This window comes from Lacinutrix venerupis (assembly GCF_001971745.1).
Classification (GTDB): Bacteria; Bacteroidota; Bacteroidia; order Flavobacteriales; family Flavobacteriaceae; genus Lacinutrix; species Lacinutrix venerupis.
In genome coordinates, this window is record NZ_CP019352.1 from 806,466 (window position 1) to 826,457 (window position 19,992).

At 30.5% G+C, this 19,992-nt stretch carries 19 protein-coding genes; 6 read left to right on the forward strand and 13 right to left on the reverse strand.

The window, feature by feature from the left end; translation table 11 throughout:
- Nucleotides 1-146 precede the first annotated feature (146 nt).
- The 3 genes from BWR22_RS03615 to rlmN all read left to right on the forward strand — a co-directional run bounded on the left by BWR22_RS03615 (nucleotide 147) and on the right by rlmN (nucleotide 3,766).
- A complete protein-coding gene (locus tag BWR22_RS03615) occupies nucleotides 147-2,234 on the forward strand; it encodes an alpha-ketoacid dehydrogenase subunit alpha/beta (protein ID WP_198033391.1) in 2,088 nt (695 codons plus the stop codon).
- 97 nt (nucleotides 2,235-2,331) lie between these two features.
- Nucleotides 2,332-2,571: a hypothetical protein gene (locus BWR22_RS03620; RefSeq protein ID WP_076732075.1), complete on the forward strand. Its 240-nt coding sequence runs from the start codon at nucleotides 2,332-2,334 to the stop codon at nucleotides 2,569-2,571.
- A gap of 154 nt (nucleotides 2,572-2,725) precedes the next feature.
- A complete protein-coding gene (gene rlmN, locus BWR22_RS03625; protein WP_076732076.1) occupies nucleotides 2,726-3,766 on the forward strand; it encodes a 23S rRNA (adenine(2503)-C(2))-methyltransferase RlmN in 1,041 nt (346 codons plus the stop codon).
- Between the two features lie 87 nt (nucleotides 3,767-3,853).
- Here the strand turns inward: rlmN and BWR22_RS03630 are convergent, their stop codons facing one another.
- The 3 genes from BWR22_RS03630 to gldB all read right to left on the reverse strand — a co-directional run bounded on the left by BWR22_RS03630 (nucleotide 3,854) and on the right by gldB (nucleotide 6,379).
- Nucleotides 3,854-4,978 carry a T9SS type A sorting domain-containing protein gene (locus BWR22_RS03630; protein ID WP_076732077.1) on the reverse strand — a complete coding sequence of 375 codons (1,125 nt, stop codon included), beginning with the start codon at nucleotides 4,976-4,978 and terminating at the stop codon, nucleotides 3,854-3,856.
- A 106-nt stretch (nucleotides 4,979-5,084) separates the two neighbouring features.
- Complete coding sequence (gene gldC / locus BWR22_RS03635; protein ID WP_076732078.1) at nucleotides 5,085-5,417, reverse strand: gliding motility protein GldC; 333 nt, start codon at nucleotides 5,415-5,417, stop codon at nucleotides 5,085-5,087.
- A complete protein-coding gene (gene gldB, locus BWR22_RS03640; protein WP_156875606.1) occupies nucleotides 5,417-6,379 on the reverse strand; it encodes a gliding motility lipoprotein GldB in 963 nt (320 codons plus the stop codon). Before gldB ends, gldC begins: the two co-directional genes overlap by 1 nt.
- A gap of 84 nt (nucleotides 6,380-6,463) precedes the next feature.
- On the opposite strand from gldB, the gene nadE reads away from it, so the two are divergent.
- Nucleotides 6,464-7,252: an NAD(+) synthase gene (gene nadE, locus BWR22_RS03645; protein ID WP_076732079.1), complete on the forward strand. Its 789-nt coding sequence runs from the start codon at nucleotides 6,464-6,466 to the stop codon at nucleotides 7,250-7,252.
- A 108-nt stretch (nucleotides 7,253-7,360) separates the two neighbouring features.
- Nucleotides 7,361-7,987, forward strand: coding sequence for a response regulator (locus BWR22_RS03650; protein ID WP_076732080.1), 627 nt, complete (start codon nucleotides 7,361-7,363; stop codon nucleotides 7,985-7,987).
- On the opposite strand, the gene dnaG is transcribed toward BWR22_RS03650, so the two are convergent.
- From dnaG to BWR22_RS03670, 4 genes are all read right to left on the reverse strand, one after another.
- A complete protein-coding gene (gene dnaG, locus BWR22_RS03655; protein ID WP_076732081.1) occupies nucleotides 7,982-9,937 on the reverse strand; it encodes a DNA primase in 1,956 nt (651 codons plus the stop codon). The genes BWR22_RS03650 and dnaG overlap by 6 nt on opposite strands.
- 108 nt (nucleotides 9,938-10,045) lie before the next feature.
- Nucleotides 10,046-10,711: a peptide-methionine (S)-S-oxide reductase MsrA gene (msrA, locus tag BWR22_RS03660; RefSeq protein ID WP_076732082.1), complete on the reverse strand. Its 666-nt coding sequence runs from the start codon at nucleotides 10,709-10,711 to the stop codon at nucleotides 10,046-10,048.
- Between the two features lie 154 nt (nucleotides 10,712-10,865).
- Nucleotides 10,866-11,645: a zinc ribbon domain-containing protein gene (locus tag BWR22_RS03665; RefSeq protein WP_076732083.1), complete on the reverse strand. Its 780-nt coding sequence runs from the start codon at nucleotides 11,643-11,645 to the stop codon at nucleotides 10,866-10,868.
- 3 nt (nucleotides 11,646-11,648) lie between these two features.
- A complete protein-coding gene (locus BWR22_RS03670; protein WP_076732084.1) occupies nucleotides 11,649-12,743 on the reverse strand; it encodes a Nif3-like dinuclear metal center hexameric protein in 1,095 nt (364 codons plus the stop codon).
- A 78-nt stretch (nucleotides 12,744-12,821) separates the two neighbouring features.
- Here BWR22_RS03670 and lpxK point away from each other — a divergent pair, with 78 nt between their 5' ends.
- Nucleotides 12,822-13,826: a tetraacyldisaccharide 4'-kinase gene (gene lpxK, locus BWR22_RS03675; protein WP_076732085.1), complete on the forward strand. Its 1,005-nt coding sequence runs from the start codon at nucleotides 12,822-12,824 to the stop codon at nucleotides 13,824-13,826.
- Here lpxK and BWR22_RS03680 read toward each other — a convergent pair.
- The 6 genes from BWR22_RS03680 to BWR22_RS03705 all read right to left on the reverse strand — a co-directional run bounded on the left by BWR22_RS03680 (nucleotide 13,823) and on the right by BWR22_RS03705 (nucleotide 19,903).
- On the reverse strand, nucleotides 13,823-16,042 hold the full coding sequence (locus BWR22_RS03680) for an ATP-binding protein (protein ID WP_076732086.1): 2,220 nt from the start codon (nucleotides 16,040-16,042) through the stop codon (nucleotides 13,823-13,825). The two genes, lpxK and BWR22_RS03680, sit on opposite strands and share 4 nt — an antisense overlap.
- 40 nt (nucleotides 16,043-16,082) lie before the next feature.
- Nucleotides 16,083-17,090: a type I glyceraldehyde-3-phosphate dehydrogenase gene (gene gap, locus BWR22_RS03685; RefSeq protein ID WP_076732087.1), complete on the reverse strand. Its 1,008-nt coding sequence runs from the start codon at nucleotides 17,088-17,090 to the stop codon at nucleotides 16,083-16,085.
- Entirely contained in the window at nucleotides 17,091-17,972 is an 882-nt protein-coding gene (gene lipA, locus BWR22_RS03690) for a lipoyl synthase (protein ID WP_076732088.1), read from the reverse strand.
- 72 nt (nucleotides 17,973-18,044) lie between these two features.
- Nucleotides 18,045-18,590, reverse strand: a complete 546-nt coding sequence (locus BWR22_RS03695; RefSeq protein ID WP_076732089.1) for an RNA polymerase sigma factor — start codon at nucleotides 18,588-18,590, stop codon at nucleotides 18,045-18,047.
- Nucleotides 18,581-19,693 (reverse strand): glycosyltransferase, encoded by a 1,113-nt coding sequence (locus BWR22_RS03700; protein ID WP_076732090.1) that lies wholly within the window; start codon nucleotides 19,691-19,693, stop codon nucleotides 18,581-18,583. The genes BWR22_RS03695 and BWR22_RS03700 overlap by 10 nt, the downstream gene beginning before the upstream one ends.
- A gap of 6 nt (nucleotides 19,694-19,699) precedes the next feature.
- Nucleotides 19,700-19,903 (reverse strand): membrane or secreted protein, encoded by a 204-nt coding sequence (locus tag BWR22_RS03705; RefSeq protein ID WP_076732091.1) that lies wholly within the window; start codon nucleotides 19,901-19,903, stop codon nucleotides 19,700-19,702.
- Nucleotides 19,904-19,992 lie beyond the last annotated feature (89 nt).

The following is a 19,992-nucleotide window of genomic DNA, read 5'->3' on the forward strand; positions in this document are numbered from 1 at the left end:
ATATCTTTTTTGCTTTTAATGGCAAAAAAGGATGCCACATCAATCGCTAACGCAAACTAACGCTAACAAAAAAATCTTTTAGACTAATAAAAAAAGATTGATTTTGAGATTATAACAAAATAGATACTGCTTTCGCAGGCATAAATATGAAAAAAGAAACACTAAAAAAAGGATTTTCAAAACTCTGCACAGCAAAAGCTATGGCAGAATTATACGAAGCTAATTTTAAACAAGTCTCTAAATATGTGCATGCTACATCTCGTGGTCACGAAGCTATCCAGATAGCTTTAGGTATGCAACTATTACCGCAAGATTATGCATTTCCATACTATAGAGATGATGCTATGTTATTATCATTTGGTTTAGAACCTTACGATTTAATGTTGCAATTATTAGCAAAAAAAGACGATCCATTTTCTGGCGGAAGAACATACTACTCACATCCAAGTTTAAAAGATGACGATAAGCCAAAAATTCCACATCAATCTTCTGCAACAGGAATGCAAACCATACCAGCAACAGGCGTTGCTATGGGAATGCAGTATAAAGAATTACAAGGTTTGGCTGATTATAGTTTAGAATCAGATCCTGTTAATTCAAACACAGTAGATACGGCTTTAAAACCAATCACCGTTTGTAGTTTAGGCGATGCCTCTGTAACTGAAGGTGAAATAGCCGAAGCCTTTCAAATGGCAGCGCTAAAACAAATGCCAATTTTATATTTAGTACAAGATAATGGTTGGGATATTTCTGCAAATGCAGCAGAAACTAGAGCGCAAAATGCTTTTGAATATGCTCAAGGTTTTAAAGGATTAGAAGCCATTTCAATAGATGGTGCAAACTTTACAGAAAGCTACGAAGCATTAGAAAAAGTAATAGAAACCATTCGTACAGAACGCAGACCATTTTTAGTACATGCAAAAGTGCCGTTACTAAATCACCACACATCTGGTGTAAGAATGGAATGGTATCGCGACGATTTAGACGAGGCACGTTCTCGTGATCCTTATCCAGTAATCAAACAACAATTATTAGATGCCGGTTTTTCAGAAAAAGAAGTCGAAGAGATAGAAAATTCCGCGAAAGCGAAAGTACAATCAGACTTTGAAAAGGCGTTACAAGCCAAAGATCCAAAACCGGAAGATTTATTTACAAACGATTTTGTACCAACACCAATTACTGAAGAAAAAGGAACGCGTTCACCAGAAGGCGCAGATAAAGTGGTTATGGTAGATTGTGCACTTTTTGCCGTAGAAGAACTAATGAAAAAGCATAAAGAATGCTTGCTTTACGGTCAAGATGTTGGTGGGCGATTAGGTGGTGTTTTTAGAGAAGCAGCAACATTAGCTCAAAAATTTGGAGACGACCGCGTGTTTAATACACCAATACAAGAAGCGTTTATTGTAGGTTCAACCGTTGGTATGAGCGCAGTTGGATTAAAACCTATTGTTGAGGTTCAGTTTGCCGATTATATTTGGCCAGGTTTAAACCAATTATTTACAGAAGTTAGTAGAAGTTGTTATTTATCTAACGGAAAATGGCCGGTTAGTATGATTCTACGTGTACCAATTGGAGCTTATGGAAGTGGTGGACCTTATCATTCATCTTCGGTAGAATCTGTAATAACAAATATTCGTGGTATAAAAATAGCCTATCCAAGTAATGGAGCAGATTTAAAAGGGTTGATGAAAGCGGCTTACTACGATCCAAATCCAGTGGTTATTTTAGAACACAAAGGTTTGTATTGGTCTAAAGTACCAGGAACACAAGGTGCAACATCTGTAGAGCCAAGTGAAGATTATGTTTTACCTTTCGGTAAAGCTTGGGTTTTACAAGAAATCTGGAAACAAGAAAATGTAGAAACGTTAACTATTGTTACTTACGGAATGGGAGTGCATTGGGCAATGAACGCATCAGAACAATTAGGCATGCAAGACCAAATTGAAGTGATTGATTTACGTACGTTATTTCCTTTAGATGAAGACACGATTATGAAATCGGTCAAGAAAACAGGAAAATGTTTAGTGGTGACCGAAGAGCCTTCAAATAATAGTTTTGCTAGAGCATTATCTGGTAAAATTCAAGAAGAATGCTTTAAATATTTAGATGCACCAGTAATGACTATTGGTAGTGAGAATATGCCAGCTATACCTTTAAATTCAACTTTAGAGCAAACTATGATTCCTTCAACAGAAAAAGTGAAGACTAAAATTGAAAGGTTACTTGATTATTAACATTTTTGTTAAATTAAATGCTATTATTTAACATTTGGTTTGATAATATTAAATATATTTTTACATTTAGATATAACTAATTATTAAAACAATAAAAATGAAAAGAATATTTTTACCACTAATAGCATTAGCGCTAATGACTATATCATTTACGTCTTGTAGAGAAGAAAACCAAACAAAAGCTGAAGAACTAATTGAGGAGATGGAAGCTGATGGAGCAGAAATTGAAAAAAAGGTTGATGGTGATGAAACTAAAATCAAGATGGAATCTGAAGAAAAAGAAGTTAAAATTAAATCTGAAGACGGAGAAACAAAGATTAAAGTAGACGATAAATAAACCTTAATAATGTTAAATAAAAAAAGCAACTTTGAAAAAAGTTGCTTTTTTTATGCAGTATTACAAAGGATATGTATTAATTATAAGTTTTTGTCTTATAGTTTTGTTATACTAAAGAGATAGTATTTTAAAATATTCTATTTTTGCAAAACAAATGACAGATAAGAAAAAAGACATACGTGCATTAACAAAAGAGCAACTTCGAGATTTTTTTGTAAAAGAAGGAGATAAAGCCTTTCGTGGGAACCAAGTTTACGAATGGTTGTGGAATAAAAGTGCTCATACTTTTGAGGATATGACAAATATCTCTAAAGAAACTCGCCAAATGCTTGAGGATAATTTTGTTATAAACCATATAGAAGTAGATACTATGCAGCGTAGTAGCGATGGTACAGTAAAAAATGCTGTAAAGTTGCACGATGGGTTAATTGTGGAATCTGTTCTTATTCCAACAGAAACACGAACTACTGCCTGTGTTTCTAGTCAGGTAGGTTGTAGTTTAGATTGTAAATTTTGTGCGACTTCACGTTTAAAACGTATGCGTAATCTTAATCCAGATGAAATTTATGATCAAGTAGTAGCTATAGATAGGGAAAGTAAATTATATTTTAATAGACCTTTAAGTAATATTGTGTTTATGGGAATGGGAGAGCCACTCATGAATTATAATAATGTAATTAAGTCTATAGAAAAAATTACTTCTCCAGAAGGATTAGGGATGTCTCCAAAAAGAATTGTAGTTTCTACTTCTGGTGTGCCTAAGATTATAAAAAAAATGGCAGATGATGAGGTTAAATTTAATTTAGCGGTATCACTTCATTCTGCAATAGACGAGGTGAGAACTAAAATTATGCCGTTTAATAAAACATTTCCGCTTAAAGATTTAAAAGAAGCTTTAGAGTATTGGTATAAAAAAACAGAACGAAAAATAACGTACGAATATGTGGTTTGGGATGGCATTAATGATAGAATGGAAGATATTCAAGCTTTAATTAAATTTTGTAAATATGTGCCTTGCAAGGTTAACATTATTGAATACAATCCTATAGATGATGGTGAATTTCAGCAGGCATCTAGTAAGGCTATAGATAATTATATACAAGAATTAGAGCGTAATAGAATAGTTGTAAACGTGCGTAGGAGTAGAGGGAAAGATATTGATGCTGCTTGCGGACAGTTAGCGAACAAAACATAAAACTGTATTAGCTTAATTAACATAAAAAAGCCTCATTTTAGTTATAAAATGAGGCTTTTTTTAATTATTAAAATAAATACTTAGTATTTATTTCTTTACAAATTTTATAGTTTCAGTTTTACCTTCAATACTAACTTTAGCAATGTAAATACCATCATTTAAATGAGATAAATTTAGAGACTCATTAGTTTGAGATAATTTTTTACTTAACACTTGTTGACCTAATATGCTGTAAAGTTCTACGCTTGAAAAAGGTAACGTTGATGATGTTAATGTTAAATTGTTTGTATCTGTATTATAGAAGTGAGAAATAGAATTATTTAATTCAAAATCTTCAGTAGATAATGATATGTCACTGTTTGTGGTAAAATTCCATGTAGCACATCCTGTAGCTTCTCCAAAGCAATTTGATGGTACTACGCTCCAAGTATAAGCTGTAGATGGTGTGAAACCAGAAAAGGTAACACCAGATGTACGTATACCTTGAGAAAAATTATTTATAAATAACTCATAACTACTTGCGTTTGGATCTGTAGTCCAAGAAAAAGTTACATCAATATCAGTCCCATTTCCAGTACCAGCAGATGTTTCTCCGTCTATTGGAGTAATAGGAGTAACACAACTAGGTGCAGCAGTTTCAGCACATTGGTAAACGCTAACGTTATCCACATACCAAGCAACAGAGAAATCTCCAGTCCATCTAAAACGAACTTGCGCACTAGAAGCTCCAGCAAGTTCTGTAGTTACATCCGCAGTAATTAAGCCTCCAGCATAATTATCGGCATTGTAAGTAGCTACATTATTCCAAGTTGTTCCACCATCAGCAGAAACTTCAACAAGGCCTTCTCCTCCAAAGTTACCAGCAAATAAATGATTATATTCTAAAGTTACTTGTGTTAAAGCTGCACAACTAAATATAGGGCTTTCTAACGCTACATTTTCTGGTAAACTGTTGTCACTTGTACCATCACTATCAAAAGCGGCATAATTACCATCTGCACCACCAGTAGTGAATATTAATGTGTTTCCTGCTCCAGCTAAAGCAGCCTCTCCACTATCTTCAATAGTCCAAGTGTCTCCAGCAGCAGCAATATCATTGTTAGACCATCCTGCTGGGATAGTTAAACTAGAGTTAAAATCTTCAGAAAGAACAACTTGTCCGAAAGAAAATGAAGCAGTGAGTAAAATAAAAAATAAAGTAATTTTTTTCATAAATAGTACGTTTAAATTAATTCTCACCAAGATATAAAATATATAAAGAGAGCTAAAAATATAATTATTAAAAAAATCTTAATTTAATTATATTATTTGTGATAGGTTATTTTTTTAATTCTAATTTTTCTGCAAAATAATCGCAGAAATCTTTCATTGTAGCGGTCATTTTTTCATCTTGTGTTGCTCGATTAAAAGTATTACTCATTGCAACTAAGGTTTGATGGAAAAAAACTTTCATTTCATCTACAGGCATATCTTTTGTCCATAAATCTATTCTTAAAGATTCTTGAGCGGCGCTATCCCATACAGATAGCATCATTGCTTTTGCTTCAGCATTTGTTATACCTCCATCTTGTGCTGTCCAATTTAATTTTTCTGGAACTCTATTTTCGTCTAACTCTACGTTTAAGGTGATTTTAGATTTTAAATTTGCCATTATTTTCTAGGTTTGTATTTTGCGTTATCAAATATTTCTTCTGCGCTTTTAGTAAGCATTTGTTTGAAAGAGATTGTATTGTTTTCCATATAAGCACGTACTATTTGCCATCCTATATATTTACCAATTTCTCCTGGCGATTCACTGTCTATTTGTTCTAAATAAAATTTTGAAAAAGGAGCAGGATTAATAAAACGACTAGCTAATTTATTGTCTGTGCTAAATAATAGTTCTTTATCTACAAAATAACGCCATATATATTCTTCGTTATTTTGAGCCCAATTATATTGGTCTTTTGTGTAATTTAATTTTTCTGCATTTGTTTTAAAAGGAATGACTTTGTCTTTAAAATATAGCAGCTTTCCTTCGTAAATTAAATCTTCTAAAAAAGTTTTTCTTTCTTGAAGAGGAGTATAGTGCTTAGCATACTTATCTGCTAAATCTACAATTATAAAATTTGGTTCTAAATCCTGCGCAATATATTCTTGAATTCCTTGATAAAAATAATGTGTTTTACCTAAGTAATTAGTTAGCGGTAAAACAACAATAGAATCTGTTACAATTACTTTATTTCTATAATCTACATCAGATGCTACAGTAATTATTCTTGGTGTATTAAATTGAGGAAAATAATATTTTAAATGTTTAAATAAAGATTTTATCTCGTTTGTTTCTTTGCTTAAGTTTTCAAATTTTTTAATGGCTTCATTTTGTAATTCAACTTGTAGCGTATCTTTCATTTTTTCAACCCAAAAAGCATCATTATATTTTTTGGGAAACATAAAAGGAAAAGTTTCTTTTAAAGCAGTTAGGTCTTTTTCTTTAGCTTGTGCAAAAGCTTTGTCGAATCTTTCGATAGAAAAATCGATATTTATTTTCGAAATTTCAGTTTCAATTTTATCATCTTTTTTACAAGAAAATATAGTTAAAAATAAAATTAATAGAAGATAAATAGGTTTCAAAAGGCTTTTCATTTTTATAACTAGTGTGTTTGCTTTATTTTTGTTAGGCAAAGGTACTATTCTTTGTTTAAAATACTTCAAAAAATGCAAACAGAAAAAGTTGTAAATCATATTGTAAAATGGTTAAAAGAGTATGCTGTTAACGCGAAAGTTAATGGTTTTGTTGTTGGAATTTCAGGTGGAATAGATTCTGCTGTAACATCAACATTATGTGCAAAAACAGGATTAGATGTTTTGTGTATTGAAATGCCTATTCACCAAGCAGAAAGCCATGTGTCTCGTGCGCAAGAGCATATTAAAAAATTAAAAGCTAAATTTCCAAATGTAAGTGCTACAAGAACGGATTTAACTCCAGTTTTTGAGGAGTTTAAAACCGAAGTTTCTTTAGAAGGTAAACAGGAGGTTGTAGATATGGCTTTAGCTAATACAAGAGCTCGTTTAAGGATGACTACTTTATATTATCATGCTGGATTATTAGGTTTGCTAGTAGCCGGTACTGGAAATAAAGTAGAGGATTTTGGTGTTGGTTTTTATACTAAGTATGGCGATGGAGGTGTAGATTTAAGTCCTATAGCAGATTTATTAAAAAGCGAAGTTTATGCTGTTGGAGAATATTTAGAAGTTTCTAACTCCATAATGGTTGCAGCACCAAGTGATGGTCTTTTTGGCGATGCGAGAAGTGATGAGCAACAAATAGGTGCTTCTTATCCAGAATTAGAATGGGCAATGGAAAAATGTGAGAATGGGATGACGGAAAAAGATTTCAAAGGAAGAGAAAAAGAGGTTTTTAATATTTATAAAAGATACAATAATGCCAACAAACACAAGATGGTACAAATTCCTGTTTGCGAAATTCCTAAGGAATTCAAGTAGTTGTTAAATTTGTAATAATATTTCCTACCTTTGTTTTGCTATTATTATTTATCTATATAATTTTTTTTTTGAGTTAACTACTTAAATTAAAAGTAAAACTTGTAAACTATGGTCAAGCTATTAGTGGTTGATCAGCATCCTATTGTAAGCAAAGGTCTGGAGCTTGTATTTAATGTATCACGTGATATTAAGTTCATGGGCAGTGTTGATAATGGCGAAGCTATCTTCGAATTTCTTAAAAGCACGCCTGTTGATGTTATATTAACAGAAATTGATTTGCCTAAACTTAACGGTTTAACAGCTATTAGACGCATAAAAAAAGATTTTCCAGACACGAAAATTATAATGTTTAGTGCGCAGTCTGAAGATGTTTACGCTGTAAGCTCTATAAAAGCTGGTGCTAATGGATTTGTGCCAAAAACTGCCGGTATTATAACGCTTAGAGAAGCTATATTAAAAGTATATAATAATGGCATGTATTTGAGCAATAATTTAATGCAGCGCTTAAATAAAAACTCTAAAGACTTTAAAGGTAGTTCTTATTACAAAAAACTTTCTACTAGAGAAGTCGAGGTGTTAAAATTACTTGCATCTGGAAAACGTAATAAGGATATTGCTTCGGAACTTAAAATTAATGAGAAAACGGTAAGTACTTATAGAGCAAGATTAATGAAAAAATTAAATGTAGATAATTTAGTAGATTTAGTTAATCAATCTAAAACCATGGAGTTATAATACTCGGTTTAATTTTCTTGATAATAACATTTTTAGCCCTGAATAATCTTTTACTTCTTCTAAAATATTTTTGTTAACCTCGTTTTTGTTTTCTAAAGTTTGTTGTTGAAAACCAAGTACTTTTCTGTCTATTAAATGGCAACGTAAGCATAAAATAGTTTCGCTAACCAATTGTGCAACAGTGTCGTTTTTAGATTTTGGGAAAATATTTTTGCGTTCCCAATCAGACAGGAAATAACGTTCGTCTTCCATTAATATAGTGGTAATAGCATTGCCAACCTCTGCATCTACCGTATTAATTAAGTTTTCTGATGAAAATTCTGGATTCTGATTTAATGTTTCAATTATCTTATAATATAAATTTTTAAATTGCTCATTAGAGAATTCCATTTCATCGTCTTGCAGGTCTAAAAATACTTTTTCAAAAACTTTTGCTTGATGAATAACAGGCTCTAAAACTAAATCACCATTATCGTTTTCCTTTAAAACCAAATCTTCAAAATCTTCGGTTTTATTGCCATAAAGTAAAAGAATTTCTATAATTTTTCTTTCTAAAATAAATTGTACATCTAATTTTTTTACTGGCTCTTGCTTGATAACTTCAAAAGCTTGCTGCGGTTTTTGTTGTTGTTTGGCTTGGTTTTTATTTTCTTTTTGAGTTAACTGAGCTAAGGTACTAAACAAAACACCTTCACTTATATCCATAATTCTTGAACATTCTTGAATGTAAACCTCTCGTTTAATGCGATCTGGAATTTTAGCAATACTATTAATTATATCGCTTATAGTTTCAGCTTTTTTTATAGGATCGTTTTTAGAATCTTCATACAAAACTGAAGCCTTAAATTGAATGAAATCTTTAGCGTTTTCATTTAAGTAGTGTTCTAACTCTTCTAAAGTATTTGTTTTTGCAAAACTATCTGGATCTTCACCTTCTGGAAAAGTACAAACTTTAACGTTCATGCCTTGCTCTAAAATAAGATCGATACCACGTAATGATGCACGCATTCCAGCAGCATCACCATCAAAAAGTACAGTAATATTTTTTGTTAGTCTGTTTATTAAACGAATTTGATCGCTTGTTAATGCTGTTCCAGAAGAAGAAACAACATTTTTAACTCCGGTTTGATGAAACTGAATAACATCTGTATAGCCTTCTACTAAATAACAATTGTCTTCTTTTGCAATACTTTGCTTTGCATGATAAATACCATATAAAACTTTACTTTTATGGTAAATATCGCTTTCTGGAGAATTTAAATATTTAGCAGCTTTTTTATCATTAGTTAAAATACGTCCTCCAAAGCCTAAAACACGTCCGCTCATGCTTTGTATAGGAAACATAACACGTCCTTTAAATCTATCAAACTGTTTGTCTCCTTTGTCTATAGTTAAACCAGTTTCGGCTAAAAACTCTAGTTTATAACCTTTTTTTAAAGCTTCGTCTGTAAATGCGCTCCAAGAATCTGTACAATAACCTAAATCGAATTTTTTTATAGTTTCCTCTGTAAAACCACGCTCTTTAAAATAGCTTAAACCAATAGATTTGCCTTTATCTGTTTTATGCAAAATGTGTTTAAAATATGTGTTTGCATATTCGCTTACTAGATATAAACTTTCGCGTTTGTCTTGGGCTTCTTTTTGCTCGTTAGACTGTTCTGTTTCCTCAATTTCAATATTATATTTTTTGGCCAAATACTTTATGGCTTCTGGATAGGTAAAATGTTCGTGTTCCATTAAAAATGCAACGACATTTCCTCCTTTTCCGCTAGAGAAATCTTTCCAAATTTGTTTAACAGGAGATACCATAAAACTTGGCGATCGTTCCTCGCTAAAAGGACTTAATCCTTTAAAATTGCTACCTGCTTTTTTTAATTGAACAAAATCGCCTATAACCTCCTCTAATCGAGCGGTTTCATATACTTGGTCTATGGTTGATTTTGATATCAATTGTAGTAATTTTTATACGTTGGTAGATTTACTTTGTAAATGTAATATAATTGTGGTGGTTTTAAAAGAGTACTGTTTTATAAAGAGTAAATATTTAACTGTTTTGTATTAATGATTAGCTTTTAAAACCTCTGGCATTTTAGCTTGAAAACGTTTTAATCTAGGTATAGAAACATTTTTTATGTAAGAATTGTTTGGATGTAATTTTTCGTAATTTTGATGATAATCTTCGGCTATCCAAAATTTTTGAAACGGATATACTTCGGCAGCAATTGTTGTTCCTAATTTTTTTGATAATGCAGCTTTTTTAGTTTCAATAATTTGTTTTTGTTCTTGGTTTTGGTAAAAAATTATTGAACGATATTGAGAGCCTCTATCTGGACCTTGGCCATTTACTTGAGTTGGATTTTGCGAAGCAAAATAAACATCGACTAATGTACTAAAACTTACAATGTCTGGATTATAAATAATTTCTACAGCTTCTGCATGCCCAGTTCTTCCAGTATTACTAGCTTCGTATGTTGGATTTTTTGTATGCCCTCCAGCATAACCAGAAATAGATTCTTCTACACCTTTTACACTTTCGTAAATAGCTTCTACGCACCAAAAACAACCGCTTGCAAAATAAGCTTTAGCCATGCCGTTTTTTAAAGGAACTTCTATTGGTGTTGCCGTTTTTATAGATTCTTGTGTTTTATTGTTTTCTGAGCTTTGAGCTGTGTTTTTACAACTAAATAATGTTGCAATAGCTAATAATAAAAGTGTCTTTTTCATAGAATTTTTTTTAAAATAGTCGTAATAATATATAAATACTAAATAGCATTTGTATTAAAATTTTCATAAAAAAGGATTGTTATAACTTTAATACAAGCTATAAAAAAAGCCTTCATAATTTATGAAGGCTTTGATTGTATTATTTAGAAATGGATTATAGTTTTTTAAACAATTTTTCCATTTTCTCTTTTTGTTCTTCAGCTAAAGCTTCATCAACTAAAATACGTCCTGAATGCTCATCTGTAATAATTTTTTTACGAGAAGCAATTTCCATTTGTACTTGTGGTGGAATTGTAAAGTAAGAACCTCCAGATGCACCTCTTTCGATTGGTACAACAGCTAAACCATTTTTTACATTAGTACGAATACGGTTGTAAGCTTTTACTAAACGATCTTCAATCTTCTTTTTGTAGTCGTCAGATTTTTTAAGTAATGCTTCTTCTTCTTTTTCAGTTTCTGCTAAAATAGCATCTAATTCACCTTTTTTATGTTTAAGGTGAGTTTCACGTTCTTTTGTGTGCTCTTTAGTTTTTTCAATAACTTCTTTCTTTTGCTCTATTTGAGCTTTGAATTCTCTAATGTGTTTTTCAGCTAATTCAATTTCAAGTTCTTGATATTCTACTTCTTTAGTAAGTGAGTTAAACTCTCTGTTATTTCTAACATTTTGTTGTTGCTCGCTATACTTTTTTATTAAAGTTTTTGCTTCTTCAATTAGGTTTTTCTTGTCGCTAATTTGTGCATCGATAGATGTTAAATTATCTTCAAGTTTTTCTAATCTAGTTTTTAATCCAGTAACTTCGTCTTCAAGGTCGCTAACTTCTAAAGGTAGTTCTCCACGAACGTTTCTTATCTCATCGATTCTAGAATCGATTAATTGTAAATCGTATAAAGCTCTTAAACGTTGTTCTACACTTATTTCTTTACTCTTTGCCATATTTTAAAAATACTTAACAGGATTGGTGTTTGTCTTCGATAAAACGATTGCAAAATTACTAATTTTTTTTGTAAGATGTGCAACTAAACCGTTTTTTGTGTATTGTTCACTTTCATAATGTCCAATATCTGCTAGAAGAATACTATTTTCTGCTGAAAAAAAGTCATGGTATTTTAAATCTGCAGTAATAAAAACATCAGCTTTTACTGCCTTTGCGGCTGCAATTGCAAAACTTCCCGAGCCTCCTAATACTGCAATTTTTTGTACAGGTTTATTTAGAAATTTTGAATGGCGGATGGCTTGAACATTCATTTTTGTTTTTAAATAAACTAAAAAATCAGTTTCTGTCATTGGTTTTTGTAGAGTACCAACCATTCCCATACCTATATTTTGATTAGTGTTTTCTAAAGTAGTTATTTCGTATGCAACTTCTTCGTAAGAATGAGTTTCAAAAAGTGTTTTTAATACTTTAGCTTCTAAATGTTTTGCAAAAGTTATAGTTATTTTAGTTTCTTCTTCAAAAGCAGTTTCTCCTTTTTTTCCAATTACAGGATTAGAGTTCTCGTTGCCATTAAATGTTCCAATGCCTTCTACATTAAAACTACAATTACTATAATTTCCAATATTTCCTGCACCAATATTAAATATTGCTTGCCTTAAATTGTTGGCTTCTGCTTTGGGAACATATGTGGTTAGTTTTTTTATAGTTTGCGCTTGCGGTATTAAAATTTTTCGATTTTCAAGTTTTAATTGTTCGCAAATAATATCGTTTACACCGTGTATGTGGTTGTCTAATGCAGTATGTATTGCATATATGGCAATATCATTTTTTATAGCTTTAAGCACTGTACGTTCTACATAAGTTTTTCCTGTAAGCTTTTTTAGACCTTTAAAAATAATAGGATGAAAGCTAACAATTAAATTACAATTGTTTTCTATGGCTTCGTCCACAACTGCCTCCAAGGTGTCTAAAGTTACTAAAACTCCTGTTAAATTAGCATTTTTGTCGCCTACAAGTAAACCTACATTATCAAAATCTTCAGCATAAGCTAAAGGTGCAAAGTCTTCTAGGTGATTAATAACATCTTGAATTATCATAAGTTTCAGGAATTGATTTACAGTTTTTAAGAATAACAAATATAAAATTTTTACTTTCGTTATGTTGAAACTTGATTGATGAAATTTATTAGACTTTTATTATTACCTATTGTACCTATTTATTTTATAGTTACTTGGTGCCGAAATAAATTATACGATTTAGGTATGAAAAAATCTAAGAATTATAATTTTCCTATTATATGTGTTGGAAATTTAAGTGCCGGTGGAACAGGAAAAACTCCTATGGTAGAGTATTTAATAAAGTTATTAAATGAAAATTATAATTTAGCTACTTTAAGTCGCGGCTACGGAAGAAAAACAAAGGGTTTTGTTTTGGCTTCAGAAAATTCTACAGCTAATACTTTAGGCGATGAGCCTTTTCAGTTTTACAATAAATTTAAAAATAGTATTCGCGTTTCAGTAGATGAAAATAGACAACGTGGTATTTTAAATTTAAGAGCATTAAACAATAAACCAGAGTTAATTATTTTGGATGATGCTTATCAGCATAGAAAAGTAGAGGCAAAACTTAATATATTATTAACTACTTACTCTAATTTGTATGCTAAAGACATTGTTTTGCCAACAGGTAATTTGCGAGAACCTAGAGAAGGAGCAAAACGAGCACAAATAATTGTGGTTACTAAATGTCCTGATAATTTATCTGAAGAAAAGAAAGTTAGTATAATAGCTGAATTGAGACCTAAAGATTATCAACATGTATTTTTTAGCTCTATTAGTTACGCGAAAGAAGTGATAGGAAATAGTGGTGTAGTAGCTTTAAATAATTTAAAAGAATTTACACTTGTTACTGGAATTGCAAATGCAAAACCTTTAGTTGTATTTTTAAAAAATAGTGGTTTAAATTTTAATCATTTAGAGTTTAGCGATCATCATAATTTTTCTAAAAAAGAGATTGAGTCTATTGCTAAAAATAATTTAATTATAACTACCGAAAAAGATTATGTTAGGTTAATTGCAGAACCGACTTTAAGTAATAAACTTTTTTATTTGCCTATAAAGATTGCTATAGATAGACAGATCGATTTTAATAACCTTGTTAAGGCTGCTATTAAATGTTAGGCTTTTTCTTTAAGAATTAAAGCTTCAAAAAGTTTCTTTTCGAAATCTTCTTGCTTAAATGGTTTGCTAATAATGTCTGTAAATCCAGCATCATCAAATTCTGCCATTTTATCTTCTATAGTTACGGCAGTAAGTGCAAAAATAGTAAGGTCTTTATTGAATGTTCGTATAATTTTTGTTGCTTCAATACCACTTATTCCAGGCATGTGAATATCCATTAGCACAACATCGTATTGGTTTTCTTTTACTTTTTCAACAGCATGCTCACCGTTTTCAACAACTTCGCAATTAAGCTTCATTTTATTTAAGATCTTTTTGGTAATCATTTGGTTAATTTTGTTGTCTTCAACTACCAAAATCTTAATGTTACTTAATTCTAATTCGTTAATATCTTTAAAGTAATTTAATTGTTCTTTTTTAACCGCTTCTTCTGCATATTCTAAGGGAAGTTCAAAATAAAAGCTAGAGCCTTGACCTAATACACTTTTAAGGTAGATTTTACCATTTAAAATATCTATTAATCCTTTAACAATAGAAAGTCCTAAACCAGTTCCTCCATACTTTCTATTAATTTGTATAGAGCCTTGAGAGAAACTTTCGAACATGTGTTCTTGTTTTTCTTTGCTTATCCCAATTCCATTGTCTTGAACTTCAAACCTAATATTATATATTTCGTTTTTCTCATTAATTTTTGTGGCGCGAACCCAAATATCTCCATCTTTTGTAAACTTGATAGAGTTACCAATTAAGTTAATTAAAATTTGAGAAATTTTAAGTTGGTCTGCATTGTAATTATGAGGTAAATTTTCGTCGTATTCAAAATGTAAATTTACATTGTTTCCTGCTGCAGAGTTGTTTAAAGCAGAAATTACATTAGCTATTTTCTTTTTTAAATTAAATACTTCTTTTTCAATTTCTACTTTATTAGCCTCAATTTTATTAATTTGAAGAATATCATTTATAAAAGTTAGTAAGTAATCTCCAGAAAATTTTAAAGATTTTAAATGTGGTATTTGTTCTGGTTTTGGATTCTCGTCCAAAAGCATATTTGTTAAGCCTGTTACTGCGTATAAAGGTGTACGTAATTCGTGAGTTACGGTAGATAAAAAATTAGCTTTAGTCTTAGAGGCTAGTTCTGCTTTTTCCTTACTAATAATAAGTTCGCTATTTTTTTTATGTAATATATTGTTAGATTTTAATCTAATATTATTGTTTTTGTAAAGAGATAAAGTTAACAGAGAAAGTATTGTAATTAAGGCAATACTTAAAATTGTAATTAATTGTGTAATGATATTTGCACTAGTTTCCTCTTCTAAATCTGCTTTACTATTTTTTTGATACTGAATTTGATTAGCTATTAAGTATTCGTTTCTTTTTTCTGGAGAAACTAATGCTCTTTTAATATTTAATAAAGAATCTGATAGTTTTAAATGAGATCTTAAATATTTATTGGCTAGTTTGTAATTACCATCAGCTTCGTATAGGTTACTTAAGGTTAAATAGCCAGCACTTAAAACATCTAAATTTTTATCTTCTTTAGCAATTGTAAAACCTTCCTGAGCTATTTTTAACGCGATACCTAGTCTGCCTAATTCTGCTTGTGCTTCGCCTAAATAAATTAAACTACTACTTAATAGTTTGTTTAACTTATATCGTTGAGATAGAGAAACCGCTTTACTTAAAGTGCTTTCAGCTTTTTTAAAATTCTTTAAAGCAAGGTAGGCTTGTCCTTTTTTTAATAATGTTTCTGCTTCGTAATTAGGTAAATCTTCTTGATTAAAAAGTGTTTCTGCAGATTTATAATAATCTAAGGCTTTTTCATATTTTTTTGTTGCCATATAAACATCTGCAAGTGTTTTGTATGTTTCGGCAATATTTATATTATCTTTTGCAAAGCGTTGTATTTCTATAGCTTTAATAAGTGTATTTGTAGCTTCGCTATCTTCTTCTAATAAATGTTGAATTTTACCTAATTTAGAATAAACTAAACCTAAGCTTTTTTTATTATCAAGTTTTTTAGCATTTTCTAAAGCACTGTCTATGTTTGTTTTCGCTTGAAAATAAAAAGAGTTCTCTATGTTTTTTTGAGCAAAAGAAAGATCCGTATTTACTTTTGCCTGAAGTATATCTAACTCCTCTAAAGAAAGTTCTTGCGCATTTACAAGAGCTCCAAAGAGTAAGAATAGTATAAAAAAGGTTTTATAAAAGTGGGACATTTTAGGATATTTACTAACAACAAATATACTTATTTAACCGTTAAATGCATTTTTTTTTTTGCGATAAATTGGTAATCAAGTCTATAATACGATTTGAGTAACCAGTTTCATTATCGTACCAACCAATAATTTTTACCATATTACCAATTACAGATGTCATTTGAGAATCGAAGATACACGAGTGCGAATTGCCAACAATATCAATAGAAACTATTGGATCTTCTGTATATTCTAAAATATTTTTATATTTTTTTTCTGATGCTTTTTTAAAGGCATTATTAATAGCTTCTATCGATGCTGTGTTTTTTACATTAAAAGTAATATCTGTAAGCGAACCATTTGCAACAGGAACACGTATACCACAACCGCCAATAACATTAGCTAATTCTGGGAAAATTTTGGTAAGTGCTTTTGCAGCTCCAGTAGTAGTTGGTACAATAGATTGTCCGGCTGCGCGTGCACGACGTAAATCGCGGTGAGGTTGATCGTGTAAACTTTGGTCTGTTGTATAAGAGTGAATTGTTGTAATATAAGCTTGGTTAATACCGCAAAGCTCATTAATAACATCAATCATTGGAGCAGCATTATTCGTTGTGCAAGATGCGTTAGAAATTATGCTCTCGTTACCATTTAAAATAGTTTCATTAACACCTAAAACAATTGTTTTTATTTCATCATCAATAGGAGGAACGCTTAATATTACACGTTTTCCTCCATTTTTTATATGAAAATCTAACTCTTTTTTAGTTTTAAATTTTCCTGTTGCTTCAATAACAAAATCAGGGCTATATGAATGCCAGTTAATATTTTTTGGATGAGCTTCATTTAAAAGCGCAACTTTATTTTTATTTACAATAATAGAGTCTTTGGTATGTGCTATTTCGGCATTAAAAACACCATGAATACTATCATATTTTAATAAATGACTTAATGTTTTTGCATCTGCCAAGTCGTTAATTGCAACAACTTTTATATTGTTTTTTTCTTCAAGTAATCTAAAAACACGGCGGCCTATGCGCCCAAAACCATTTATAGCAACAGTAACCATTTAGTTAATGTGTTTTTGAGCTTTGTAAGATGAACGTACTAATGCGCTACTTTCTACATGTCGAAAACCTAGGTCTAAGCCAATAGTTTCGTATTCTTTAAATTGATCTGGTGTAATAAATTGCTTAACAGGTAAGTGTTTTTTACTTGGTTGAAGGTATTGCCCAATAGTTACAACATCTACATCATTATTTCGTAAATCGTGTAATGTTTCAATTACTTCTTCGCGAGTTTCGCCTAAACCTAACATAATACCAGATTTTGTTCTGCGTTGTCCTTGTTGTTTTAAATATTTTAAAACACCTAAACTACGTTCGTATTTTGCTTGTATTCTAACTTCTCTGGTAAGACGTTTTACAGTTTCTATATTATGCGACACTACTTCTGGTGCAACATCAACAATTCTATCGATGTGTTTTTCTATACCTTGAAAATCTGGAATTAAAGTTTCTAAGGTGGTTTCTGGATTCATTCTACGTACAGATTTTACAGTTTCTGCCCACATTATGCTTCCCATATCTTTTAAATCGTCTCTATCTACACTAGTTAAAACGGCATGTTTAATTTTCATTATTTTTATTGAGCGTGCCACTTTTTCTGGTTCATCCCAATCTACCGTTTCTGGTCTTCCAGTTTTTACACCGCAAAAACCACAAGATCGTGTACAAACATTTCCTAATATCATAAAAGTTGCAGTGCCTTCTCCCCAACATTCTCCCATATTTGGGCAACTTCCAGACGCGCAAATAGTATTTAATTTGTATTTATCTACTAATCCACGAAGCTCTGTGTATTTTTTTCCAGTTGGTAATTTTACACGTAACCATTTTGGTTTAGGCTGTCTTTCTTTAGGAAGAATTACTGATGCTGTTTCTGTACTCATAGAATTTTTCTTTCGGTTTACAAAGATACAAAGTATTCTATTAAACCTTTAGCAGTTGTTTTAGTTTAACCTTTATTTGGTAATTATTTCTGCCAATAATTTTTTTGCACGAAGTAATTTTACTTTTACATTATTCATTGGCTCATTAAGTTGTTGGCTTATTTCGGCATAGGTTAATTCTTGAAAATACCTTAGGTTTATTACTTCTTGATAATGAGGTTTTAATTTTTTGATATCACGAAGTAATTTGGCTAGATTTTGTTCTGTAATAAGTTTGTCTTCAACAGTTGGAGAATCGTCCATAACGCGATAAACTGTATCATTTTCATGATCTGTAATTTTAGAGTTTATAGAGCTTTTTTCTTTACGTTGTAAATCTATTTGAATGTTTTTTGAAATAGTAATTAGCCACGTTTTAAACTTATATTTCTCATTAAAAGTATCGATTTTATCAAAAGCTTTCGAAAAAGTTTGTATAGTTATATCTTCTGCATCATGCTCGCTAGATACTCGTTTTAATTGGTAACCATAAACATAGTCCCAAAACTCATCTAATAAAAAATTAAATGCTTTTTGGTTATTTTCTTTTGCTTTAGCTATGGCTTCGTTTATTTCCAATATTTTGGTTTTGAAATAATATTTGTGATAAATATAGTTAATTGAAAACCAATTAAGAATATTTCAAGTAATGGAAGTAAATAAAGAATATCTATTTCGTTTAGTTTTTTTGCAGAAAAACCAATTGATAAGTATTGAATTAATAATCTAATAACTAATATAGCAATAGCCAGTTCCCAATAAATTTGAAGTGTAAATGTTATTATTAATAATAACCAAAATAGTATTTGAGATATATAAAATAATGCTAGCAATGCTTTGTGCTTAAACTTATAGTTATTTGCTGTTGAAACATGGCGGCGTTTTTGCCTAAACCACTCTTTAAATGATTTTTTAGGAATGGAACTTGTAAAACTTATATCTGTATAGCAAATAGTTGTGTTTTTTGAATTTGCAGCTTCGTTTATAAATAAATCATCGTCTCCCGAACGAATTTTTATATGTTTTATAAAGCCATTTGTTTTATAAAATTCATCACGATGATATGCTAAATTTCTGCCAACTCCCATGTATGGCATATTTAGTTTTGCAAAAGAAAAATACTGAATAGCAGTTAAAAGTGTTTCGTATCTTATTAATTTATTTAGAAACGATTTTGGTATTTTGTGATATGCACCATATCCTAAAACAATTGTTTTTTTATTGGTGAAATGAGACGCCATTTCACTAATCCATTGTTTTGAAATGGGTTTGCAATCTGCGTCTGTAAATAATAGATGGTCATGTTGAGCAGCTTTTATACCAAGTGTTAAAGCATATTTTTTATTAGCCCAAAAGGTTTCATTATTTCTAACATTAACAATTTTAATATTATTATGTTTTTCTGAATAATGCTCCATGACTTCTAAAGTTTTATCTGTAGAAGCATCGTTTATTAATACAATTTCAAAATTATAATAGTCTTGCTCAATAATAGAAGGCAAAAATTGTTTTAAATTTTTAGCTTCATTTTTAGCGCATATTAATATAGAAATTGGAACGCTTTGCGGTTTTGAAGGTTCTTTCTTTTTAAATGAAAAACTACCAAAAAGAACACCATAGTATACTACTTGAATAAGTGCTACAACAACAAAGCTGTAGAAAGCAACGTCAAGTAAACTCATTAAAAATTAAGAGTGTTGTGGTTCGTTACAATTTTCGAATTGGTCTGGAGTTTTTCCGCAGAATCCACAAGCATCACCTTCTTTATTAAGCATTGGATTTTGGCTAGCACAAGTTCCTGCAAATTTACCATCTTTTTTTGCCCAAATTTTAATAGCAATTCCTGCAAATGCAATTCCTAATAATGATAACGTAAGTAGTAAAAGTTTCACGTAAATATATGTTTGAAATTATAATACTGCAAAGGTAATAGTTTTATATGATTTAAAAGAAGTTATGTATTTGCTTTTTTAAACCATGT

Bases quoted from the DNA above. Each gene is read 5' to 3' on its own strand.
- nadE (WP_076732079.1), top strand. From the start codon at position 6,464: ATGCAAACAGAAAAAGTTGTAAATCATATTGTAAAATGGTTAAAAGAG.
- rlmN (WP_076732076.1), top strand. From the start codon at position 2,726: ATGACAGATAAGAAAAAAGACATACGTGCATTAACAAAAGAGCAACTT.
- lipA (WP_076732088.1), bottom strand. From the start codon at position 17,972: ATGAGTACAGAAACAGCATCAGTAATTCTTCCTAAAGAAAGACAGCCT.
- gap (WP_076732087.1), bottom strand. From the start codon at position 17,090: ATGGTTACTGTTGCTATAAATGGTTTTGGGCGCATAGGCCGCCGTGTT.
- BWR22_RS03670 (WP_076732084.1), bottom strand. From the start codon at position 12,743: ATGATAATTCAAGATGTTATTAATCACCTAGAAGACTTTGCACCTTTA.
- lpxK (WP_076732085.1), top strand. From the start codon at position 12,822: ATGAAATTTATTAGACTTTTATTATTACCTATTGTACCTATTTATTTT.
- BWR22_RS03665 (WP_076732083.1), bottom strand. From the start codon at position 11,645: ATGGCAAAGAGTAAAGAAATAAGTGTAGAACAACGTTTAAGAGCTTTA.
- BWR22_RS03680 (WP_076732086.1), bottom strand. From the start codon at position 16,042: ATGTCCCACTTTTATAAAACCTTTTTTATACTATTCTTACTCTTTGGA.
- BWR22_RS03700 (WP_076732090.1), bottom strand. From the start codon at position 19,693: ATGAGTTTACTTGACGTTGCTTTCTACAGCTTTGTTGTTGTAGCACTT.
- BWR22_RS03630 (WP_076732077.1), bottom strand. From the start codon at position 4,978: ATGAAAAAAATTACTTTATTTTTTATTTTACTCACTGCTTCATTTTCT.
- gldC (WP_076732078.1), bottom strand. From the start codon at position 5,417: ATGGCAAATTTAAAATCTAAAATCACCTTAAACGTAGAGTTAGACGAA.
- BWR22_RS03650 (WP_076732080.1), top strand. From the start codon at position 7,361: ATGGTCAAGCTATTAGTGGTTGATCAGCATCCTATTGTAAGCAAAGGT.
- msrA (WP_076732082.1), bottom strand. From the start codon at position 10,711: ATGAAAAAGACACTTTTATTATTAGCTATTGCAACATTATTTAGTTGT.
- BWR22_RS03620 (WP_076732075.1), top strand. From the start codon at position 2,332: ATGAAAAGAATATTTTTACCACTAATAGCATTAGCGCTAATGACTATA.
- BWR22_RS03615 (WP_198033391.1), top strand. From the start codon at position 147: ATGAAAAAAGAAACACTAAAAAAAGGATTTTCAAAACTCTGCACAGCA.